The organism is Bacillus sp. JHAA, assembly GCF_036961585.1.
In the GTDB taxonomy this organism is placed as follows: domain Bacteria; phylum Bacillota; class Bacilli; order Bacillales; family Bacillaceae; genus Bacillus; species Bacillus velezensis.
In genome coordinates this window covers 206,178-225,723 of the sequence record NZ_JBAMDE010000002.1, presented here as the reverse complement: position 1 = coordinate 225,723, position 19,546 = coordinate 206,178, and the positions used below count along the sequence as shown (strand labels likewise).

The 19,546-nt window shown below is 48.4% G+C and carries 18 protein-coding genes; 3 read left to right on the top strand and 15 right to left on the bottom strand.

All coding sequences use genetic code 11. The annotated features are described in order from the left end of the window. Positions 1–45 precede the first annotated feature (45 nt). The 7 genes from trxA to V7728_RS04955 form a co-directional block, all read right to left on the bottom strand. A complete protein-coding gene (gene trxA / locus V7728_RS04985; RefSeq protein WP_003152560.1) occupies positions 46–360 on the bottom strand; it encodes a thioredoxin in 315 nt (104 codons plus the stop codon). Between the two features lie 152 nt (positions 361–512). Continuing rightward, the gene (locus V7728_RS04980) at positions 513–2,003 is read right to left on the bottom strand and encodes an alpha-N-arabinofuranosidase (protein WP_082998807.1); all 1,491 of its coding nucleotides are present in this window, start codon (positions 2,001–2,003) and stop codon (positions 513–515) included. Between the two features lie 212 nt (positions 2,004–2,215). Beyond that, positions 2,216–3,193, bottom strand: coding sequence for an electron transfer flavoprotein subunit alpha/FixB family protein (locus tag V7728_RS04975; protein ID WP_082998808.1), 978 nt, complete (start codon positions 3,191–3,193; stop codon positions 2,216–2,218). Positions 3,194–3,224: 31 nt separating this feature from the next. Further along, the gene (locus V7728_RS04970; RefSeq protein WP_007408121.1) at positions 3,225–3,998 is read right to left on the bottom strand and encodes an electron transfer flavoprotein subunit beta/FixA family protein; all 774 of its coding nucleotides are present in this window, start codon (positions 3,996–3,998) and stop codon (positions 3,225–3,227) included. Positions 3,999–4,011: 13 nt separating this feature from the next. Continuing rightward, a complete protein-coding gene (locus V7728_RS04965) occupies positions 4,012–4,791 on the bottom strand; it encodes an enoyl-CoA hydratase (protein WP_032866568.1) in 780 nt (259 codons plus the stop codon). A 13-nt stretch (positions 4,792–4,804) separates the two neighbouring features. Continuing rightward, positions 4,805–5,389 (bottom strand): TetR/AcrR family transcriptional regulator, encoded by a 585-nt coding sequence (locus V7728_RS04960; RefSeq protein ID WP_007408119.1) that lies wholly within the window; start codon positions 5,387–5,389, stop codon positions 4,805–4,807. Positions 5,390–5,477: 88 nt separating this feature from the next. Next, positions 5,478–7,166 (bottom strand): AMP-binding protein, encoded by a 1,689-nt coding sequence (locus V7728_RS04955; protein WP_025285075.1) that lies wholly within the window; start codon positions 7,164–7,166, stop codon positions 5,478–5,480. Between the two features lie 105 nt (positions 7,167–7,271). Here V7728_RS04955 and V7728_RS04950 point away from each other — a divergent pair, with 105 nt between their 5' ends. Next, positions 7,272–7,946, top strand: a complete 675-nt coding sequence (locus V7728_RS04950; RefSeq protein ID WP_099566998.1) for a DUF2711 family protein — start codon at positions 7,272–7,274, stop codon at positions 7,944–7,946. 138 nt (positions 7,947–8,084) lie between these two features. On the opposite strand, the gene V7728_RS04945 is transcribed toward V7728_RS04950, so the two are convergent. The 5 genes from V7728_RS04945 to zapA form a co-directional block, all read right to left on the bottom strand. Beyond that, on the bottom strand, positions 8,085–8,489 hold the full coding sequence (locus tag V7728_RS04945; RefSeq protein WP_003152541.1) for a DUF350 domain-containing protein: 405 nt from the start codon (positions 8,487–8,489) through the stop codon (positions 8,085–8,087). A gap of 16 nt (positions 8,490–8,505) precedes the next feature. Continuing rightward, positions 8,506–10,863 carry an endonuclease MutS2 gene (locus V7728_RS04940; protein WP_059367998.1) on the bottom strand — a complete coding sequence of 786 codons (2,358 nt, stop codon included), beginning with the start codon at positions 10,861–10,863 and terminating at the stop codon, positions 8,506–8,508. 20 nt (positions 10,864–10,883) lie between these two features. After that, positions 10,884–12,596 (bottom strand): DNA polymerase/3'-5' exonuclease PolX, encoded by a 1,713-nt coding sequence (gene polX, locus V7728_RS04935; RefSeq protein ID WP_072589829.1) that lies wholly within the window; start codon positions 12,594–12,596, stop codon positions 10,884–10,886. Between the two features lie 105 nt (positions 12,597–12,701). Further along, complete coding sequence (locus tag V7728_RS04930) at positions 12,702–13,235, bottom strand: CvpA family protein (protein WP_025285079.1); 534 nt, start codon at positions 13,233–13,235, stop codon at positions 12,702–12,704. Between the two features lie 7 nt (positions 13,236–13,242). Beyond that, on the bottom strand, positions 13,243–13,500 hold the full coding sequence (gene zapA, locus V7728_RS04925) for a cell division protein ZapA (RefSeq protein WP_007408114.1): 258 nt from the start codon (positions 13,498–13,500) through the stop codon (positions 13,243–13,245). A gap of 133 nt (positions 13,501–13,633) precedes the next feature. Between zapA and rnhC the strand changes: the two genes are divergently transcribed. Next, the gene (gene rnhC, locus V7728_RS04920) at positions 13,634–14,575 is read left to right on the top strand and encodes a ribonuclease HIII (RefSeq protein WP_012118136.1); all 942 of its coding nucleotides are present in this window, start codon (positions 13,634–13,636) and stop codon (positions 14,573–14,575) included. Between the two features lie 36 nt (positions 14,576–14,611). Here rnhC and pheT read toward each other — a convergent pair whose 3' ends face one another. From pheT to V7728_RS04905, 3 genes are all read right to left on the bottom strand, one after another. Then, positions 14,612–17,026: a phenylalanine--tRNA ligase subunit beta gene (gene pheT / locus V7728_RS04915; RefSeq protein ID WP_012118137.1), complete on the bottom strand. Its 2,415-nt coding sequence runs from the start codon at positions 17,024–17,026 to the stop codon at positions 14,612–14,614. A gap of 13 nt (positions 17,027–17,039) precedes the next feature. Then, positions 17,040–18,074: a phenylalanine--tRNA ligase subunit alpha gene (gene pheS / locus V7728_RS04910; RefSeq protein ID WP_003152530.1), complete on the bottom strand. Its 1,035-nt coding sequence runs from the start codon at positions 18,072–18,074 to the stop codon at positions 17,040–17,042. Positions 18,075–18,435: 361 nt separating this feature from the next. Continuing rightward, the gene (locus V7728_RS04905; RefSeq protein ID WP_059367992.1) at positions 18,436–19,182 is read right to left on the bottom strand and encodes a TrmH family RNA methyltransferase; all 747 of its coding nucleotides are present in this window, start codon (positions 19,180–19,182) and stop codon (positions 18,436–18,438) included. A gap of 119 nt (positions 19,183–19,301) precedes the next feature. Here V7728_RS04905 and sspI point away from each other — a divergent pair, with 119 nt between their 5' ends. Beyond that, the gene (sspI, locus tag V7728_RS04900) at positions 19,302–19,517 is read left to right on the top strand and encodes a small acid-soluble spore protein SspI (RefSeq protein ID WP_003152527.1); all 216 of its coding nucleotides are present in this window, start codon (positions 19,302–19,304) and stop codon (positions 19,515–19,517) included. Positions 19,518–19,546: the final 29 nt, after the last annotated feature.

Here is a 19,546-nt window from a genome sequence, read left to right as displayed (position 1 = left end):
ATTCCCTTTCAAAGGAATCGCCCTGCCGTAACGGAAGCTTTCGGCTTACAGATGTTTGTTTACAAGCTCTTCAAGAGCTTCTTTCGGTTTGAAACCGACAGATGTTTCAACGACTTCTCCGTCTTTCAATACGAGAAGTGTCGGGATGCTCATGACGCCGTATTTACCGGCAGTTTCTTGGTTTTCATCCACGTCGATTTTGACGATTTTCAGTTTGTCTCCCATTTCTTGATCAAGCTCTTCAAGAACGGGCGCGATCATTTTACAAGGTCCGCACCAAGGAGCCCAGAAATCAGCCAATACGACACCTTCACTTGTTTCAGCTGAGAACGATTGATCAGTTGCTTTTACGATAGCCATTTGTTATTCCTCCAATTGTCAAATGATGATTTTTAGTATAGCATCTCCCATTCGTTCATGCTAATTTAATGCTTATATTATTTTCTCCCGATCCCGCCGGAAATAATCTTATTTATACAGTGTATTATAACCGGGCGGCAGGCGTTCAAAACTTAAGATGGATTCGCAGGCAGCGTGATTAGTACAACCGCCATCGGAGGAAGCTCCGCCTCAAGTTTTCCGCCCTTTTGAGAAAACCCGGAAAACGGCTTCGGTTTGACGTTTTCCGGACTGCTGAACGTATTATGGGCATTCATTTTTTCCGCGTGCAGAATCGTTCCCGAAGGCTTCCCTGCCTTTTTCATGCCCCGCAGTTCAATCTTCACATCAGCTTTGTGCAGATGATCGATATTGCAAAGGCTGATATGTATGTCTCCGTTTTGCTGTTTGGACGCTGAAATGCTGACTTGCGGGAGCCGGCCGTCATTCCATTCGTACCCGGCTGCTTTTGTTTCTGTCGCCAAAAGAGAAGCGTCCTGATGCACCTTAAACATATCAAACACATGATATGTCGGCGTCAGCAGCATGTCTTTCCCTTCTGTCAGGATCATTGCCTGAAGCACGTTGACGGTTTGCGCGATATTGGCCATCTGTACGCGGTCTGCGTGCTGATGAAAAATGTGAAAATGCGTGGCTGCGACAAGGGCGTCGCGGATCGTATTCTGCTGATACAGAAAGCCCGGATTCGTGCCTGGCTCAGGATCAAGCCACGTGCCCCATTCATCAATGATCAGCCCGACTCTTTTTTCGGGATCGTACTGATCCATGATGGCGCTGTGCCTTGTGATCAATTCATCCATATGCGCCGCTTTTTTCATCGTGATGAACCATTCATCTTCCGTAAACTCCGTCGCAGATCCTTTCCCCTTCCAGAAATCGCCCGGTATTGTGTAATAATGAAGGCTCAGCCCGTCCATGAGATCAGCGGCTTTTTTCATTAAAGTTTCAGTCCAGCGGTAATCATCGACATTCGCGCCGCCGGCAATTTTATAGATTTCATTACCGCTGTAATTGCGGACATAGGTTTGAAAGTTTCTGTAAAGGTCGGCATAATACTCAGGATGCATGTTTCCGCCGCAGCCCCAGTTCTCATTTCCTATTCCGAAATATGTCAGCTTCCACGGTTTTTCCCGCCCGTTTTCTTTTCTCCAGTCGGACATCGGCGTGCCCGCTTCAAACGTCATGTATTCAATCCACTCAGCCATTTCTTTAATCGTTCCGCTGCCGACGTTTCCGGCGATGTACGGTTCGCAGCCGAGCAGTTCACAAAGCATCATAAACTCGTGCGTGCCGAATTCATTGGAATCAATTGTCCCGCCCCAATGGGTATTCAGCATGGTTTTGCGTTTCCCTACGCCGTTTGCCCAATGGTATTCATCAGCAAAACAGCCGCCCGGCCATCTGAGGACGGGAATCTGAAGCTGTTTGAGGGCGGCGGCGACATCCGTCCTGACCCCGCCGGTATTCGGAATATCGGAATCTTTTCCGACCCAGATGCCCTCATATATGCCTCTTCCCAGGTGTTCCGCGAAATGTCCGTATATGTTTTTATTAATGGTTCCCCGTGTGATATCAGTTTGAATGACTGCCGTATTGTGAGACAAACTTGATCATTCCTTTCCCTTAATAAGAATGAAAGCACTACAGCCGATCTATGTATCTGGGATGTATGCTGAATGGATAAGTTTGTAAGCGCTTTACAAAAGCTTATTACATTGGTTCGTACATGTCAATCTATTGTTTTATTAATCTTTAATTTGTCCGAACCAATTAACAAAAACCAAAACCCTCTGACAAATCAGCCAGAGGGTTTTGATTATGAATGAATATTGGCATTTTTAAATTCTTGGGTCAGAAGCGGAACCACTTCGAACAAATCGCCGACAATTCCGTAGTCCGCTATTTTAAATATTTCCGCTTCCGGGTCTTTGTTAATGGCAACGATGACCTTACTGTTTGACATGCCCGCCAAGTGCTGAATCGCTCCGGAAATTCCGCAGGCGATATACAAATCCGGCGTGACGACTTTTCCCGTCTGGCCGATTTGAAGGGAATAATCGCAATAGTCCGCGTCACACGCGCCGCGTGAAGCGCCCACCGCTGCTCCGAGCACGTCGGCAAGTTCTTTTAACGGTTCAAATCCATCTTTGCTTTTTACACCGCGGCCGCCTGCTACGATAATTTTCGCTTCTGATAAATCCACGCCGTCCGCCGTTTTTTTGACTACTTCTTCAATGACCGTCCGCAAATCTGCCGGAGGTGCCGCAAGCTCTTCAATATCACCCGTGCGGCTCGCGTCTTTTTCTAATGCCTGAATGTTGTTCGGACGGATTGTCGCCAAAATGAACGGATCGGTTGAAATCACCTGTTCAAAGGCTTTGCCCGAATAAATCGGTCTTGTAAAAACGATGTTGTCTCCGGTAACGCTTACATCCGTGCTGTCTGAAATCAGCCCCGTTTCAAACCGGGCCGCAAGCTTAGGTGACAAATCTTTTCCCATAGAAGTGTGGCCGAAAATGACCGCATCAGGCTTTTCGTTTTCGATCAAATCCCCGAGAACCGCGGCATATCCGTCCGCCGTATACTGAGTAAGCCCCGGCGCATCGGCCGTAAATACTTTGTCGGCGCCGTACTGAATGAGTTCTGGTGCTGCATCAGCCGCGCCTTTTCCCATCAGCACGCCGATGACATCTCCTCCGCCGGAAATGGTTTTGCCTGCGGCTATGGCTTCAAAGGTGACGTTCCGTAAGGCGCCGTCACGAATTTCTCCGAGTACGATCACTTTTTTTCCCATTCTGACATCCCCCAGTTTCTTTAATATCGGTTTATACGACTTTGGCTTCTTTTCTCAGCAGTGACACAAGCTCTTTCGCCTGCTCAGCGGCTTCTCCTTCGATCAGTCTGCCCGCTTCTTTTTGCGGCGGCAGAAAACGTTCGATCGTTTTGAGCTTCGGTGCGGCATCATCTTCATCAATGTCGAGGTCATCGAGCTCAAGTTCTTCCAGCGGTTTTTTCTTCGCCTTCATAATGCCCGGAAGCGACGGATAGCGCGGCTCGTTTAAGCCTTGCTGTGCCGTGATGACTAAAGGAAGTGAGGTTTTAATGATTTCGGTATCCCCTTCATTGTCTTTCTCTGCCACAGCTTCATCGCCGCTGATTGTCAGTTTTGTGATCGTTGTGACGCAAGGAATGTTCAGCAGTTCGGCAAGCCTTGGAGCCACTTGGCCTGAACCGCCGTCAATCGCGACATTTCCGCCGAGAATCAGATCATATTCCCGGTCCTTGAAATAATGATATAAGATAGTTGAAATGGAGTATTGGTCAGGATCGCTCAGATCATCTTCAATATTGATTAACACCGCCTGGTCACAGCCCATCGCAAGGGCGGTTCTCAGTTCTTTCTCCGCATCTTCTCCGCCGACGGTTACGGCGGTAACGGTTCCGCCGTGCTCTTCCTTCAGCTGAATGGCTTCTTCAATGGCGTATTCATCATACGGATTAATGATAAATTCGGCCCCGTCCTCCTGAATCTTTCCTGCTTCAATGACGATTTTCTCTTCTGTGTCAAACGTCCGTTTCATCAGTACAAATAGATTCATAATCTTATCCCCTTTATCTTCGCCCACCGAATTGAGGCTTTCTTTTTTCGAGAAATGCCTGAATGCCTTCTTTTGCGTCATCTGATGCAAATGCTTCCCCAAAGCGCTTTGCTTCAAGCTTTAAGCCGCCGTCATAAGAATAGATCTTGTTTGAATAAAGGAGCTCAAGCAGATAAGCCATCGACTGCGGGCTTTTTTCCGCAAACTTGCCCGCGAGTGTTTTCGCCTTTTTCAGCAGCTCTTCCTCATGTTCGGCGCCTATCGTGACAAGACCGAGGCTGAGCGCTTCTTCTCCGGACACAGGTTCTGAAGTGCCGATCATTTCAAGCGCTTTCGCCGTACCGACGTACCGGGGAAGCCGCTGCGTCCCGGCAAAGCCCGGAATAATGCCGAGATTCAGCTCGGGCAGGCCGAGCTTTGCATCTAATGTAGCGATTCTGATATGGCAGGCCATGGCTAGCTCAAGACCGCCTCCGAGCGCAGCGCCGTGAATCGCTGCGATAACGGGCTTCGGAAACCCTTCAATTCTTTCCATCAGCTGCTGGCCTTTATCCGCCATGGCAGAAGATTGCTCAAGATTTTCAAGCGACGTAAATTCCTTTATATCGGCGCCCGCCGAGAAAAATTTCCCCTCACCGCGAATGATGATGCTTCTGACGCTGTCATCTGTTTCACATCGGTCGAACAGACCGGACAACTCGTCTAAAACCGCACCGGATAGCGCGTTGGCCGGCTGATGATTAATGGTGATCACCGCAACAGATTGTTCTACCGCCATCGAAAGGCTGTTCATCCGTCAACCCCCTTTAGTTTTGATGAATTCCTGACACCAACAGCTCCAATACCTTGTCTGACAAATCCGGAAGATCATATTTTTGATCGTTCATCACCCATGTTGTCACTGTTTCATCTATCGTCCCGAATATCATCTGCCGGGCGAGGCGGACGTCGAGATTGTCTTTCCATTCCCCCGACTTGATTCCTTCGGTCAAAATGGTGTCCAGCATGTTTAAATAACCTTTTAAAATATCATTGATTTTCAGGCGCAGCTTGATATTTGACTGTCTGAGCTCAAGCTGGGTCACAATCGCGAGGTGGCGGTCATTGCCGAGCAGTGTGAAATGCTGCTTAATAACGAGGGCGAGTTTTTCTTTTGCCGTCGTTTTTTCTTTCACTTCTTCTTCCATGCGTTCAATGAACTGGCCCATCTTTTCTTTAAAAAGAGAAATGAGTATATCCTCTTTGTTTTTGAAATATAAATAGATGGTGCCGTCCGCAACGCCGGCCTGCTTGGCGATTTTGGACACCTGTGATTGGTGATAGCCGTTTTCCGCTATGACTTCTACTGCTGCATCAATAATCTGCATATACTTTGGCCGTTTTTGGTTCAATGTCATCGTTCCTTCCTTCGATAAATGAATGACTATTCATTCATAACTTCATGATAAAAAGGAATCCGGATTTTGTCAAGTTTTTCTTTTAAGGCACCTTGTTTTCACGGGAAGCATCTTCCTCTTCGACTAAACGCCTTCTTAATATTTTTCCGACGGCCGTTTTCGGAAGCTCTTTTCTGAATTCGTAAAGCTTCGGGACTTTGTACGGCGCAAGCCGCTCTCTTGCAAACGCATCAAGCTCATCGGCATCTGCCTCGGCGCCTTTTTTCAAAACGATAAATGCTTTCACCGTTTCCCCTCTGTAGGAATCAGGGACGCCCGCTACGACGATTTCCTGAACGGCTTCATGCTCATAAAGCGCCTCCTCCACCTCCCGGGGGTAAATGTTGTATCCGCCGGCAATGATGATGTCTTTTTTCCTGTCGGCGATGTAGAAAAATCCTTCCTCATCCATATATCCCATATCTCCGGTAAACAGCCAGCCGTCTCTGATGACACGCGCCGTCTCCTCCTGCTTATCCCAGTATCCTTTCATGATCTGAGGGCCTTTTACGATCAGCTCGCCATGCTCATACGGCCCCGCAAGCCCGCCTTTTTCTTCTGAATAGATTCCGGCATCGGTATTGGGCCAGGGACAGCCGATGCTGCCGGGTTTATTTTTTCCCCAAATGAAGTTTGAATGGGTAACCGGTGATGCTTCGGATAATCCGTAGCCTTCCACAAGCTTTCCTCCGGTCACTTTTTCAAATTTCTGTTTGACCTCAACCGGCAGCGCCGCTGAACCGCTCGGACAGCTTTCAATGGAGGACAAATCATACTTATTCAGCTCCGGGTGATGCAACAGCCCGATGTAAATCGTCGGCGCCCCGGGAAAAACCGTCGGCTTCAGCCTGTCGATTGTTTTCAGGGTATCCAAAGGATTGAATTTGGGAAGAAGGATCATTTCACATCCCTGCATAATGGAAAAATTGAGCACGGCGGTCAATCCGTACACATGAAAAAAAGGCACGATGCCGAGCACCTTTTCGGCTCCCTTTTTCATTTTGTACATCCAGGCGGCGCACATTTCTGTATTGGCCTGAATGTTCCGGTGTGTGAGCATGACGCCTTTCGGATAGCCGGTTGTTCCGCCCGTGTATTGAAGCACGGCGATGTCATGCGCAGTGTCAATATCAAATGACTCCGCTTCCTCCGCTCTTTCGTTTTTTAAAATATCCGCTAATTTGTGAATTTGTTCGCAGCCGTCATAATCAATATGAACCTGTTGTTTTTGTGTGAGCGTATACAGCATATTTTTCGGAAACGGCAAAAAATCTTTTATACTCGTTGTAATAATGCGTTCGACGAGTGATAACGTTTTCATTTTTATCACCTTCGGAAACAGCATATCAAGGGTGATGATCACGCGCGGCGCACTGTCTTTCAGCTGATACTCAAGCTCGTGTTCCGTGTAGAGAGGATTGGTCTGAACGACAATGCCGCCGGCAAACAATACGCCGTAAAAAGCGATGACCGACTGCGGACAATTGGGCAGCATAATGGCGGCTCTGTCCCCTTTTTTCAGGCCTGTTTTGCGTAAAAAAGCGGCTAGCTTTAACGAATCTGTGAGAACGTCCTGGAATGTGAGTTTTTTTCCGAGAAAATAAATGGCGGTATGGTTCGGGAATTGAGCTGCGGAGTTTGTCAGATTGGATGGCAGGGTTTGATCGGTAAATTCAAGCTCATGCGGAATCTCTTCGGGATATTGAGAAAGCCATGGCTTTTCAGACTGCATAATACCTCTCCCTTCTGTTTTCCTATACGCTATTATTATAGCAGAAGGGTGATTGGAATTGGAAAGCGTTTCATGCGAAATTTCGAGTTTCAGGAGGTGTTGAGCTTGCTGGAAACGCTGCATTTTGAAGAGGGAGTTCCTATCCTGCGCCAGCTGCCGAAGCCGTTTACGTCGGCCGCCTTTTTGCTCCATCCCTTTGTCCGGATGCCGGATGGGTGGGAAGAGCAAAAGCGCAAACGGCCTTATGAACATATGTATCCGAGTGATGAGGAGATCATCGCGATGGGCAGACCCGTTTCCTGGCAAACCGTCATGACCGTTTGCGGATTGCGCTCTGAAAAAGAGACGGCGCTTGCGCTTATGACTGCTGTCACGGCACTGCGGGAGGAATATGCACATCCTGAATCCGCCAGGCTGTTTAATCGGCTTCATCCCGATCTGTACTTGCCGAGCGATGATGTCACTTCACCATTTTTAATTCCGGGACTTTTGGATGTGTTCCGTTCAAAAGGCATAAAGCGCTGCACTTATTATGAGCCGGTCGAAGAGAAAGGCATAATTTCACTCAATCAAACGGCGGCTTCGGATGTATGCGGACTGCTGCGGGCTGACATGATCATTGCCGACGAAAAACGGCGCGCCGCTTTTATGAGCATATATGATTCTTTTACGACACTCTTTCTTATGGAAGATCAAGACATGCCGTCTGTCATCCGCGCCATGAGTTGGGAAGCCGTCATTTGCTCTGATACGGCCTGCATAAACTGGTATTCTCAATAAAAAAGGCCGCCGATTTTAGTTCGGCAGCCTTTTTTCAGTATTAAGATGTCATGACCAGATAAATAAGTCCGATGAACAGAAAAATTCCCGCTGCCGACAGCAGCACTTTCGCAAGCTTCTCCATTTTTCCCCGTCCCCTTAAATCCCGGCGGCCACCACAAATGACAGGCCGACTGAGATGACAAATGAAATAAAGCCGACAGCTCTGTTATCTTTTTCAATTTCTTTATCAATTTTAAACCGGGGCGTCAGAAATTCAAAGATAAAATAGCTGATTAAAAGCATAATAAATCCGTATACGCCCCAGCCGATCATTTGCAAAAGCGAATTATGCTGGGCGATGCTGTGCTGAAAGACATTTGCGATACCGAGAATTTTCCCTCCGGTCGCCATTGCCACCGCAAGATTGCCTTTTTGGATTTCCACCCAGTTTTTATAGGATGTCACCAATTCAAACACGGTCAGAAAAATGACGAGACACAAGACGGCTACACTGTAATAAGCCGCGATTTCAACAAGCTCATTTTCCCAAAAAGCATTCATGACGTTTACTCCCTTTTTATTTTAGTTCGACAATCGTTACGCCTGATCCTCCTTCTCCCGCTTCCCCGAACCGCGAGCTTTTCACGCTGCGGTGGTTTTTCAGAAGATCCTGCACCCCTTTTCGGAGGGCGCCCGTGCCTTTTCCGTGAATGATGGACACTCTCGGATGGCCGGCAAGCACCGCGTCATCTAAATATTTTTCGACGCGGCTGAGGGCGTTTTCGTAACGCTCTCCCCTGAGGTCAAGTTCAAGGGATACATGATAATCCTTCCCTTTTACGGCGGTGATTGCTTTTTCTTTTTTCGGTTCAGGAGCGGACTTGAGAAACTCAAGATCTTTTTCCTTCACCTTCATTTTGAGGATGCCGATTTGGACGTTCCATTCTTTCTCGCCGGTTTTCTCAAGCAGCGCCCCTTTTTGTCCGAATGTGAGCACCTTTACTTCGTCGCCCGGCTTCAGCTCGCGTTTTTTCTCTGTCTTTCTTTCCGGCTGCTTTGATTTTTCAAAAGCCGGCATCGCGTCTCCGAGACGTTTTTTGGCGTCAATCAGCTCGTGTTCCTTAAAGGATCTGTGTTCTTGCTTGATGGACCTGAGCTCGCGGATAATCTGTTCTGCTTCATTTGCGGCGGCTTCCAGTTTTTCCGCAGCTTTCTGCTCGGCTTCTTCCATCATTTTATCTTTTTGGGCGTTCAGCTCAATAATTTGCTGCTGAAGATCTTTGTGCAGTTTTTCTGCTTCTTTTCTGATTGATTCGGTTTCAGAAAGCTCTTCATCCGCTCTTTTTTTGCTTTTTTCAAGCGATGCGATCATCAGATCGACTTCGTTATGTTCGGCGGTCATTTCTGACTTCGCCTGGCCGATGATATGCTCCGGAAGCCCAAGGCGTCTTGAGATTTCAAATGCGTTGCTTCGGCCCGGCACTCCGATCAGAAGCTTATAGGTAGGCGAAAGCGTTTCAATGTCAAATTCAACGCTGGCATTCATGACGCCTTGTCTGTTATATCCGTATGCTTTCAGTTCCGGATAATGGGTTGTCGCAAGCACTCTGGCGTTTGTCCGGTGAACTTCGTCAAGGATGCTCATGGCAAGCGCCGCTCCTTCCTGCGGATCTGTTCCGGCACCGAGTTCATCAAACAGCACAAGACTGTTTTCAGACACGTCTTTTAAAATATTGACGATATTGACCATGTGGGATGAGAACGTACTCAGACTTTGTTCGATCGACTGTTCATCGCCGATATCGGCAAACACATTGTCAAATACTGCTGCTTCCGATCCCTCATCAGCCGGTATGTGCAATCCCGCCTGCGCCATTATCGTCAGCAGCCCGAGTGTTTTTAACGTAACGGTTTTACCGCCCGTATTCGGTCCCGTGATAACGATCGTTGAATAATCTCCGCCCAGTTCAATATCGTTGGCCACGACTTGATCTTGGGGCAGCAGCGGATGGCGCGCTTTTTTCAGCCGGATAAAGCCGTCTCCGTTCATGAGTGGTTTTGTCGCCTTCATTGCTTTTGCGTATCGCGCTTTGGCGAAAATGAAATCCAGTGTCTGCAGCACTTCCACATTTTGAGCGATTTCTTGTGTGTGTTCAGCCGTATGCTCCGTCAGCATCCGGAGAATCCGTTCGATTTCCTGTTTTTCTTTTACTTTCGCCTGCTGAAGCGAGTTGTTCATATCTACGATCGCCTGCGGTTCAATAAACAGTGTCGCACCGGATGAAGATGTATCGTGGACAATTCCGCCGTAGCTTGATCTGTATTCCTGTTTGACCGGGATGACAAAGCGGTCATTCCGAATCGTAACGATGGTGTCAGACAGCATTTTAGAAGCGGAAGATGAACGCAGCATCGATTCAAGCCGGTCTCTGACTCTTGATTCAAGTGTCCTGAGCTGCGTGCGGATTCCCCTTAAAGCGGGGGATGCATGATCAAGCACTTCGCCGTGATCATCAATGCAGGAGTTAATCTCCCTTTCCAAATCGCCCAATGTAATCAGTTCTTCTGCATGGGCCTGTATCAGCGGAATGTCGACGCCGTCTTCTGTCATTTGGCTGATAAAGTGCTTCATTTGTTTAACGGCATACAGCAGCCCGGACAATTCGGTAAATTCCGCCGGCGTCAGCACACTGCCGATTTCCGCCCGCCGTAAAGCGGATCTTATGTCGGTCAGGCCGCCGAACGGAGCATGGCCTCTCAAGCGCATGACCGCGGATGCTTCTTCGACTTCATCCAGCTGTTTTTGGATGTCTGAGAGATCCGTCAAAGGTTTCAGCTGCAGAAGCTTCTCCCGGCCGAGCGATGAGGCGGCATGTGCGGTAATCTGTTCTTTTACTTTATGAAATTCAAGTGATGATAACACTTTTTGCTGCACGGTTTTGTGATCCTCCTTACTTAATCATTGCGCGTCAGAAATGCTTTGACCTCGTGTAGCGGCCGGGCGTTTAACACATGTTTTGTTTCCGTCCAGCCTTTGCGCGCAGCGGTCACGCCCGTTTTCATATCATCGAGCATCTCGATATTATGGGCATCTGTATTAATGACCAAAGTCACGCCTTTTTCATTTGCTTTGATCAGATGCTCAGTCCGCAAATCGAGACGCGCGGGGTTTGCATTCAGTTCAAGCGCCGTATTTGTTTTGGCGGCGAGTTCAATCAGCATGTCGATGTCGACTTCATAGCCGGCCCGTCTGCCGATCAGGCGTCCCGTCGGGTGGGCGATAATGTCCACGTGCTTATTCGTCAGCGCCTGTTCAAGCCGTTTCATAATGACATGTTCCGGCTGGCTGAAGCTTGAATGAATAGATGCGATGACAAGATCCATTTCAGACAGAACACTGTCATCATAATCGAGCGAACCGTCGGGGAGAATATCCATTTCTACGCCTTTAAAAATATGAAAATTTTCAAATTCAGCATTTAACGCGTCAATTTCTTCCGCCTGTTTTTTGAGCCGTTCGGCCGTTAACCCGTTGGCTACCTTTAAATATTGGGAATGGTCGGTGATCGCCATGTACTGATAGCCTTTTGCCATACACGCTTCTGCCATTTCTCTGATGGAAAAAGCGCCGTCACTCCAGGCTGAGTGCATGTGGAGATCGCCTTTTATCGCTTTATGCTCCACAAGATCCGTTTCTTCCCGGTACGTGTCGACCTCCTGCCCGCTTTCTCTGAGCTCAGGAGGAATAAACGGCAGACCGAAGTGGGCGTAAAACGCTTCTTCGCTCGGGAATGTTTTGACGTCTCCTGTTTCTATGGTTTCTACTCCGTATTCACTGATCCGTTCACCGCGCTCTTTCGCCAGCTGGCGCATTTTAATGTTGTGATCTTTAGAACCGGTAAAATGATGCAGTGTGGTGGCAAACTGTTCCTCTGTCACAAGCCGGAAATCCACACTCGTCTCATATTCAAAGGTCAGGATGACTGATACTTTTGTGTCCCCGCTCGCTATCACGTCTTTTACGTTCGGGAGGGAAAGAAGCTGTTCTCTGACAGCCTCCGGATGATCTGTAGCGATAATGTAATCCAGATCTTTTACGGTTTCCCGCGCTCTTCTGAGACTGCCGGCCCGGGAATATTTCTGAATATCCGTCAGCCGGGCTAAATGTTCTTCAATTACTGAAGCAATGCCGAGCGCATAGCCGATCGGAAACCGTTCCGGCTGTTTTCCGGCTTCTCCGAGAGCCTGAAGGATTTTCTCCTCCGTTTTTTTGCCGAAACCGGCGAGCCCCTGTACTTTTTGCTGCTCGCACGCTTCTTTCAGCGATTCCGCGTCATGAACGCCCAGTTCCTGATACAGCTTGGCGATTTTTTTGCCGCCGAGGCCCGGAAGCTTCAAAAGAGGAACCAAGCCTTCCGGAACTTCTTTCTGCAATTGGAGAAGCGTGCCGGACACACCTTCCTGCATATATTCACGAATGACGCCGTAGGTGCCTTTTCCGATTCCGGATAAAGACATCATGTCGTCGATTTCCGACAGGCTGCGGTCATCCTGCTCAAGCGCCGCTGCCGCTTTTCGGAAGGCTGATATTTTAAACGGGTTGTCCCCTTTCAGTTCCATATAGACCGCAATCGTTTCAAGCAGCCTGATGATATCTTTTTTATGCATACTGTTAACCCCCAGTCGTTTCCTGCTTTTCATCATACAAATTTTTCTCCTCCGGCACAACTGACGCAGAGCTTGAAAAAAACTTCTCCGGTCAAGAGAAGTTTTTTATGCCCCGTACTGGGCCCACAGTTCTTGCAGGAGCCCTGACAGATACGGCGTATGATGTGTGATGATATTTGCAAGCGTCGATTGTGCGAGCATACCCTGAAGCGCGCTTACCGGCAGTACGGATGCGACGTATAACAGGATAAACGCAAATAAATAGACTTCCAGAAACCCAAGCACCCCGCCCAGCAGTTTGTTGATCTGTTTAATGACCGGAATGCTGGCGATGATATTAAGCGCCGCTCCGATAATCCGAAGCAGAATCTTTGCGATGATAAACAAAATGACAAACGCGATCGCGTTGTAATAAGCCGTCTCTACGTTTCCTTTAATAAAAGACAGAGCCGCCTGCCCGCCGGAAAAATCAGGCGCGGGTATAAAGCTCAGATGCGGGGCCAGATTTTTGTAAAAAAGCGCCGCAAACGCAATCGAGAGGATGAAACTCGTTAAATATATAAATTGGAGGATAAATCCTCTTTTTAATCCAAGCAATGTGCCCATTAAGAGCAAAACTAAGATGATGATATCTATCATATGGTGTTCATTCCTTTTCTTTAAGCTGCCGCTCCAGTATTTCATATTTTTCTTGCAGTTTCATATAATCATGCACGACATTGACCGCAGTCAATACAGCGAGCTTATTTATATCAAGATATGGATTTTTCTCGTTGATTTCTCTCATTTTATCATCAACCACTCCGGCCACATGGCGCATATGCGCTTTGCTTTCTTCCCCGATAATGGTGAAGTGCTGGCCGTAAATGTTTACTGTCGTTTTGGTTTTTTTGCCGTCAGACAACGTTTCTCCTCCATTCCGCGAGAATCCTAGTTCCTATCATACCACGATTATCGTTTGAATGGAAAGACGAGCCTCGGGCTGTTATGATACACTGGTATATACAGTGAAAAGTGCCAAAAAAGGAGATTATATCGTGTCCCATTCTGTTATAAAAGTATCCGCTTCCGCTATGGAACAAATGAAACAATCCTATGCCGGCTCCCTTACTCCCGCCGTTCCGCAGGGCGCCGTCTTCCAGGCCAAGCCTCCGGGCTGTACCATTACAGCCTACCGCTCGGGCAAGGTTCTCTTTCAAGGAAAAAACGCCGGCACAGAAGCGGCCCGCTGGGGAACGGCTGAGGCGCCGAAAGCAAAGAAAACCGTCAAAAAAGCGGCCGACCCGCTCTACGCTCCCCCGGCGGGCATTGCCTCCATGTCAGTAATCGGCTCTGATGAAGTCGGAACAGGCGATTACTTCGGGCCGATAACGGTTGCCTGCGCCTACGCCGACAAAACAAAACTTTCTTTAATGAAAGAACTCGGTGTGAAGGATTCGAAGGATTTAAAAGATCCGCAGATTATTGAAATCGCCAAACTGTTAATTAAAACCATTCCTTACAGCCTGCTTGTGTTAAAAAACGAAAAATACAATCAGATGCAGGAAAAAGGCATGAGCCAAGGAAAAATGAAGGCGCTCCTTCATAATCAGGCGATTTCCAATCTGCTGAGAAAAATGAACGGCGTTAAACCGGAAGCGATTCTGATTGACCAATTCGCAGAGCCCGGCATTTATTTTAAGCATCTTTCCGGACGGGATATCGTAAAAGAAAAAACGTTTTTCAGCACGAAAGCGGAAAGCATACATCTTTCCGTCGCCGCAGCCTCTATCATTGCGCGATATTCTTTCTTAATTGAAATGGATAAGCTTTCCCGAGAGGCTGGGATGACGATTCCGAAAGGCGCGGGGCCGCATGTCGATGAAGCTGCCGCCAAGCTGATCATCAATAAGGGAGAAGGTGCGCTCAGAACGTTCACCAAACTTCATTTTGCCAATACGCAAAAAGCGAAACGCCTTGTTGAACGGAAGCGGTCATAATAAAAAAGCTTGCAGAGTGATCTGCAAGCTTTTTCTTTATCCTCTTAATACGGCCTGATACGTTTCTTCCAGCGCTTTCAGCACGTTTTCATGTACTTTTGTCACTTCTTCTTCTGTCAATGTTTGTTCAGGGTTAACATATTGGAGCGAGAAGGCGACGGATTTTTTGCCCTCTTCCATATGCTCACCTTCGTACACATCAAATACGGTGACTTCTTTCAGCAGCGCGCCGCCGGCTTCTTTGATCACGGCTTCGAGCTGTCCGCTTGTAACGGTTTTATCTGCCACAAGCGCAATATCGCGCGTGACGGACGGGTACTTCGGAATCGGCGTATACACGACAGGTTCTGTTTCCTCGGTCAGAAGCGCGTGCAGATCAAGCTCGAACACATACGTTTCTTTGATATCCAGCTCTTTTTCCATTGCCGGATGCACCTGGCCGATAAATCCGGCAAGCGAACCGTTCAATAGAATGTTTGCCGTCCGGCCGGGATGCATGTTTTTGCGTTCTGACTGGACAAATTCAACCCGGTCTGACACATTCAATTGATGCAGCAGGCCTTCAACGATTCCTTTGGCGACGAAGAAATCAACCGGCTTTTTCTCACCCTGCCATAAATTTTTGCGCCACAATCCGGTTACAGCTCCGGCAACCCGTTCTTTTTCAACCGGTTTTGTGTTTTCTTCTTTCGTCAGAAATACAGAACCCGTTTCATATAAAGCAACGGAATCAGTCTGTCTGGCCAGATTGTATGAAACGGCTTCAAGAAGATTCGGCACGAGGCTGTGTCTGAGAATGCTTCTTTCTTCGCTCATCGGCAGAGCAAGCATCGTGTTGAATGATTTTTCGATCGCAAAAGCGGCCGCTTTTTTATCATTCGTTAATGAATAAGTGGTCGCTTGTGAAAGACCCGCTCCTTCAAGAAAACGTCTCACTTTCCGGCGTTTTGCCTGATACGGTGTCAAGCCGCCTGTCGTGCCGGCCGTTTCCGGAAGCGTGGACGGAATATTGTCATATCCGTACAATCTCGCCGCTTCTTCAATCAGGTCTTCTTCTATTCTAATATCTCCGCGGCGCGACGGCACCGTTACGACGAGAACGTCTTCAGCTTCACCGACTGCAAACCCGAGGCGCTTGTAAATGCTGATGATTTCTTCTTTAGCGATTGTCATGCCGAGCACGGCGTTCACTTTTTCAACAGACACGTGAATATTGTTTGCTTCGATTTTCAGATGGTTTTCTTCAACCGTGCCTGAGAGCACTTCTCCGCCGGCATATGCCTGAATGAGACTGCAGGCCCGTTCAGCCGCCAGCAAAACGCGTGCCGGATCAATGCCTTTTTCATATCTGGCGCTCGCTTCGCTTCTCAATCCGAGGTCTCTCGACGCTTTGCGGACGGTCTGTCCGTCGAAATAAGCGGCCTCCAGTAAAATCGCAGTGGTGTCTTCACGGACTTCAGACTCAGCTCCGCCCATGACTCCCGCAACGGCTTGCGCTTTTTTTCCGTTTGTGATGACCAAATGGCTGCTTGACAGCTTGCGCTCTTGTTCATCCAGCGTTACGATGGTTTCGTTTTCCGCCGCTTTTCTGACGACGACCTCTTTTGAACCGAACCGGTCGTAATCGAAAGCGTGAAGCGGCTGTCCGTACTCAAGGAGGACGAAGTTTGTAATGTCCACGACGTTATTATGCGGGCGGATGCCTGCATTCATCAGCTTCGTCTGCATCCATAGCGGAGACGGGCCGATTTTGACGTTTTTAATGATTTTTGCGGCATAATGCGGATTGGCCTGCGTATCTTCAACCTTAACGGAAACAGCATCCGCCGCTTTTTCTGCCGCTTTTTCATATGAAGCCTCCGGAAGCTTTACCTCTGCGCCGAGGATAGCCGCAACTTCATAAGCCACGCCAAGCATGTTCATCGCGTCGGCGCGGTTCGGCGTTAAGCCCAATTCTAAAATCGCATCATCAAGCTGAAGGGCCGCCATTGCGTCAGCTCCCGTTTCAGCATCATTCGGAAAAACGAAAATGCCTTCCGCATATTCTTTCGCCACGAGCTTGCTTTCAATGCCGAGCTCCTGAAGGGAACAGATCATGCCGTGAGACGCTTCGCCGCGCAGCTTGGCTTTTTTAATTTTGAAATTGCCGGGAAGCACGGCTCCGACCGTTGCAACGGCAACCTTCTGTCCTTTATCAACATTCGGGGCGCCGCAGATAATCTGCACGGGTTCCTCCGCACCGATATCAACAAGGCATTTGTTGAGTTTGTCGGCATTCGGGTGCTGTTCGCGCTCAAGCACGTGTCCGATGACAACGCCTTTTACGCCCTCCCCTTTATACTCGATACCCTCAACTTCAATACCGGCTCTCGTAATTTTTTCTGCAAGCACGGCCGGGTCGATTCCCTGCAAGTCAACGTAATCTTCTAACCATTTATAAGAAACAAACATGTGTATCCTCCTCTTACGCCTGTTTAAACTGCGAAATGAATCTGACATCATTGGTATAGAAATGGCGGATATCTTCAATGCCGTATTTCAGCATCGCGATACGTTCAACACCCATTCCGAAAGCAAAACCCTGGTATTCCTCAGGATTGAATCCGGCCATCTTCAGCACGTTCGGGTGAACCATGCCGGCGCCGAGAATTTCGATCCAGCCTGTTTTTTTGCAGACGGAGCAGCCTTGTCCGCCGCACTTAAAGCAGGTCACATCCACCTCGACAGAAGGCTCTGTGAATGGGAAAAAGCTCGGACGGAGCCTGATTTCACGGTCTTGGCCGAACATTTTTTTGGCGACCAATTCAAGCGTGCCTTTCAGGTCGCTCATGCTGATTTTGCGGTCGACGACGAGACCCTCGATCTGCATGAACTGATGGGAATGTGTCGCGTCATCGTTGTCGCGGCGATACACTTTACCGGGACAAATGATTTTGACAGGGCCTTTTCCTTTATGCTTTTCCATCGTGCGCGTCTGCACCGGTGACGTCTGCGTTCTCATCAGCATTTCTTCTGTAATGTAAAAGCTGTCCTGCATGTCGCGGGCAGGATGTTCCTTCGGCAGGTTCAGCGCCTCAAAGTTGTAATAATCCGTTTCCACTTCAGGGCCTTCTTCGACGGTATATCCCATGCCGATAAATAAATCTTCAATTTCTTCAATAACGACCGTCAGCGGATGGCGTCCGCCGATGTTTACCTGACTGCCCGGCAACGTGACGTCAATCGTCTGGCTGCTGAGTTTTTTATTCATTTCTTCTTGTTCAAGCTGTTCATTTTTCGCCGTAATGGCTGCTGCAATGCGCTCTCTCACTTCATTGGCGAGCGCTCCCATTTTCGGGCGCTCTTCGGCGGACAGTTTGCCCATGCCGCGGAGAACTTCTGTAATCGGCCCTTTTTTTCCGAGATATTGCACCCGAATGTCGTTAACTTCTTTTAATGAACCCGCCGCTTCTACTTTTTCTGCAGCTTCCAGTTCGAGCTGTTTAAGCTTCTCTTCCATCATGCATCCTCCTTTTATGTAAACCAAACCGTTCTATGCCTTTTTCAGAAAACAAAAAAACCCGCCCCTTGAGAGAAGGGACGAGTTGTGGCCGCGGTACCACCCTTTTTAAGGCAGACTTCATCTGCCGACAGCTTCATTGACATAACGGAAACGATCGTTCCGGTTCACCTTTACGCGCGTTTGGCGCGGTCCCGGTGACAACTCGAGAGGTGAAAATCAATTTTTGTGCTGCGATAAAAATGCTCTCAGTCAGCGGCATTTTCTCCCTGGAAGGCAGTGTGTGCAAAAATTGACGTCCTCTGTCACGGTTTTTACATTATTGCTATCTATTATAGTGAAATCCAAGGCTTTTCGCAACCTATCCTCTGAGATGATAAACGAGGATGGCGGCCGCTACCGCCACATTCAGCGATTCCGCCTGCCCGTACAGCGGAACGTACAGGTTGAGATCCGTTTTTTGCAGAAGGCCGGCGTCCACTCCCGCCCCCTCGTTCCCGACGATTAACGCGAACGATTCTTCAGGCTTCACGCTTTGATAAGCCGCACCGTTTTCAAGCGCCGTGCCGTAGATCGCGACGCCTTGTGATTTCAGCTCAGCGGTAAACTCATCAAGCGGACGTTTCAAAATGGGAATATGAAAATGAGAACCTTGTGCTGAACGCAGCGTTTTTCCATTGTACGGGTCTGCTGTTCCCTCACCAAGGACAACGGCGTCGATTCCCGCCGCATCTGCCGTTCTGATCATTGTTCCTAAATTCCCCGGGTCCTGCACGGCATCAATCAGAAGCAGCCGCTTCAGCTGATCAGGCTGCCTATCCGGCATATGGCAGACCGCGGCGATCCGCTGCGGCGTTTCTGTTTCCGTCACGGCTGAAAACGCGTCTTCGCTCAGCACGTAGCACGGAATGCTCATGTCCAGATCGGCCGGGATGGCGCTCTCATCGTTTACGAGAATTTCTTTTACCGTTCCCTTTGATTTGAGCGCTTCTTCTGCCAGATGCTCTCCTTCTATCAGAAATGTATTCGTTTTAAGTCTCTCTTTTTTTGTGTGAAGTTTTTTCCAGTCCTTCACTTTTTGGTTTTTTGCAGAGTCGATTCGTTTCACTTTATGTCTGTGCTCTCCTTTTTTCATGCATGTTGTTATTATATCTTAAGAACAGCACATAATAAACCGCGTGCGCGGTAAGAATATGCGTATCACATTCAGAAAAAGGAGCGGTTGTAATGGATCTTAATTTACGCAACGCCGTTATTGCCAATGTAACCGGCAATAACCAGGATCAGCTGGAGCATACTATCGTTGACGCCATCCAAAGCGGTGAAGAAAAAATGCTTCCGGGCCTCGGCGTCTTATTCGAAGTTCTTTGGCAGCATGCGTCGGACTCAGAAAAAAATGAAATGCTCAAAACACTTGAAGGCGGATTAAAACCTGCGCAATAAGCATGAACCGGGTGATGGGACACCCGGTT

Bases quoted from the DNA above. Each gene is read 5' to 3' on its own strand.
- trxA (WP_003152560.1), bottom strand. From the start codon at position 360: ATGGCTATCGTAAAAGCAACTGATCAATCGTTCTCAGCTGAAACAAGT.
- V7728_RS04975 (WP_082998808.1), bottom strand. From the start codon at position 3,193: ATGGGAAAAAAAGTGATCGTACTCGGAGAAATTCGTGACGGCGCCTTA.
- V7728_RS04970 (WP_007408121.1), bottom strand. From the start codon at position 3,998: ATGAATCTATTTGTACTGATGAAACGGACGTTTGACACAGAAGAGAAA.
- V7728_RS04965 (WP_032866568.1), bottom strand. From the start codon at position 4,791: ATGAACAGCCTTTCGATGGCGGTAGAACAATCTGTTGCGGTGATCACC.
- V7728_RS04955 (WP_025285075.1), bottom strand. From the start codon at position 7,166: ATGCAGTCTGAAAAGCCATGGCTTTCTCAATATCCCGAAGAGATTCCG.
- V7728_RS04945 (WP_003152541.1), bottom strand. From the start codon at position 8,489: ATGAATGCTTTTTGGGAAAATGAGCTTGTTGAAATCGCGGCTTATTAC.
- polX (WP_072589829.1), bottom strand. From the start codon at position 12,596: ATGCATAAAAAAGATATCATCAGGCTGCTTGAAACGATTGCGGTCTAT.
- V7728_RS04930 (WP_025285079.1), bottom strand. From the start codon at position 13,235: ATGATAGATATCATCATCTTAGTTTTGCTCTTAATGGGCACATTGCTT.
- pheT (WP_012118137.1), bottom strand. From the start codon at position 17,026: ATGTTTGTTTCTTATAAATGGTTAGAAGATTACGTTGACTTGCAGGGA.
- pheS (WP_003152530.1), bottom strand. From the start codon at position 18,074: ATGGAAGAGAAGCTTAAACAGCTCGAACTGGAAGCTGCAGAAAAAGTA.
- sspI (WP_003152527.1), top strand. From the start codon at position 19,302: ATGGATCTTAATTTACGCAACGCCGTTATTGCCAATGTAACCGGCAAT.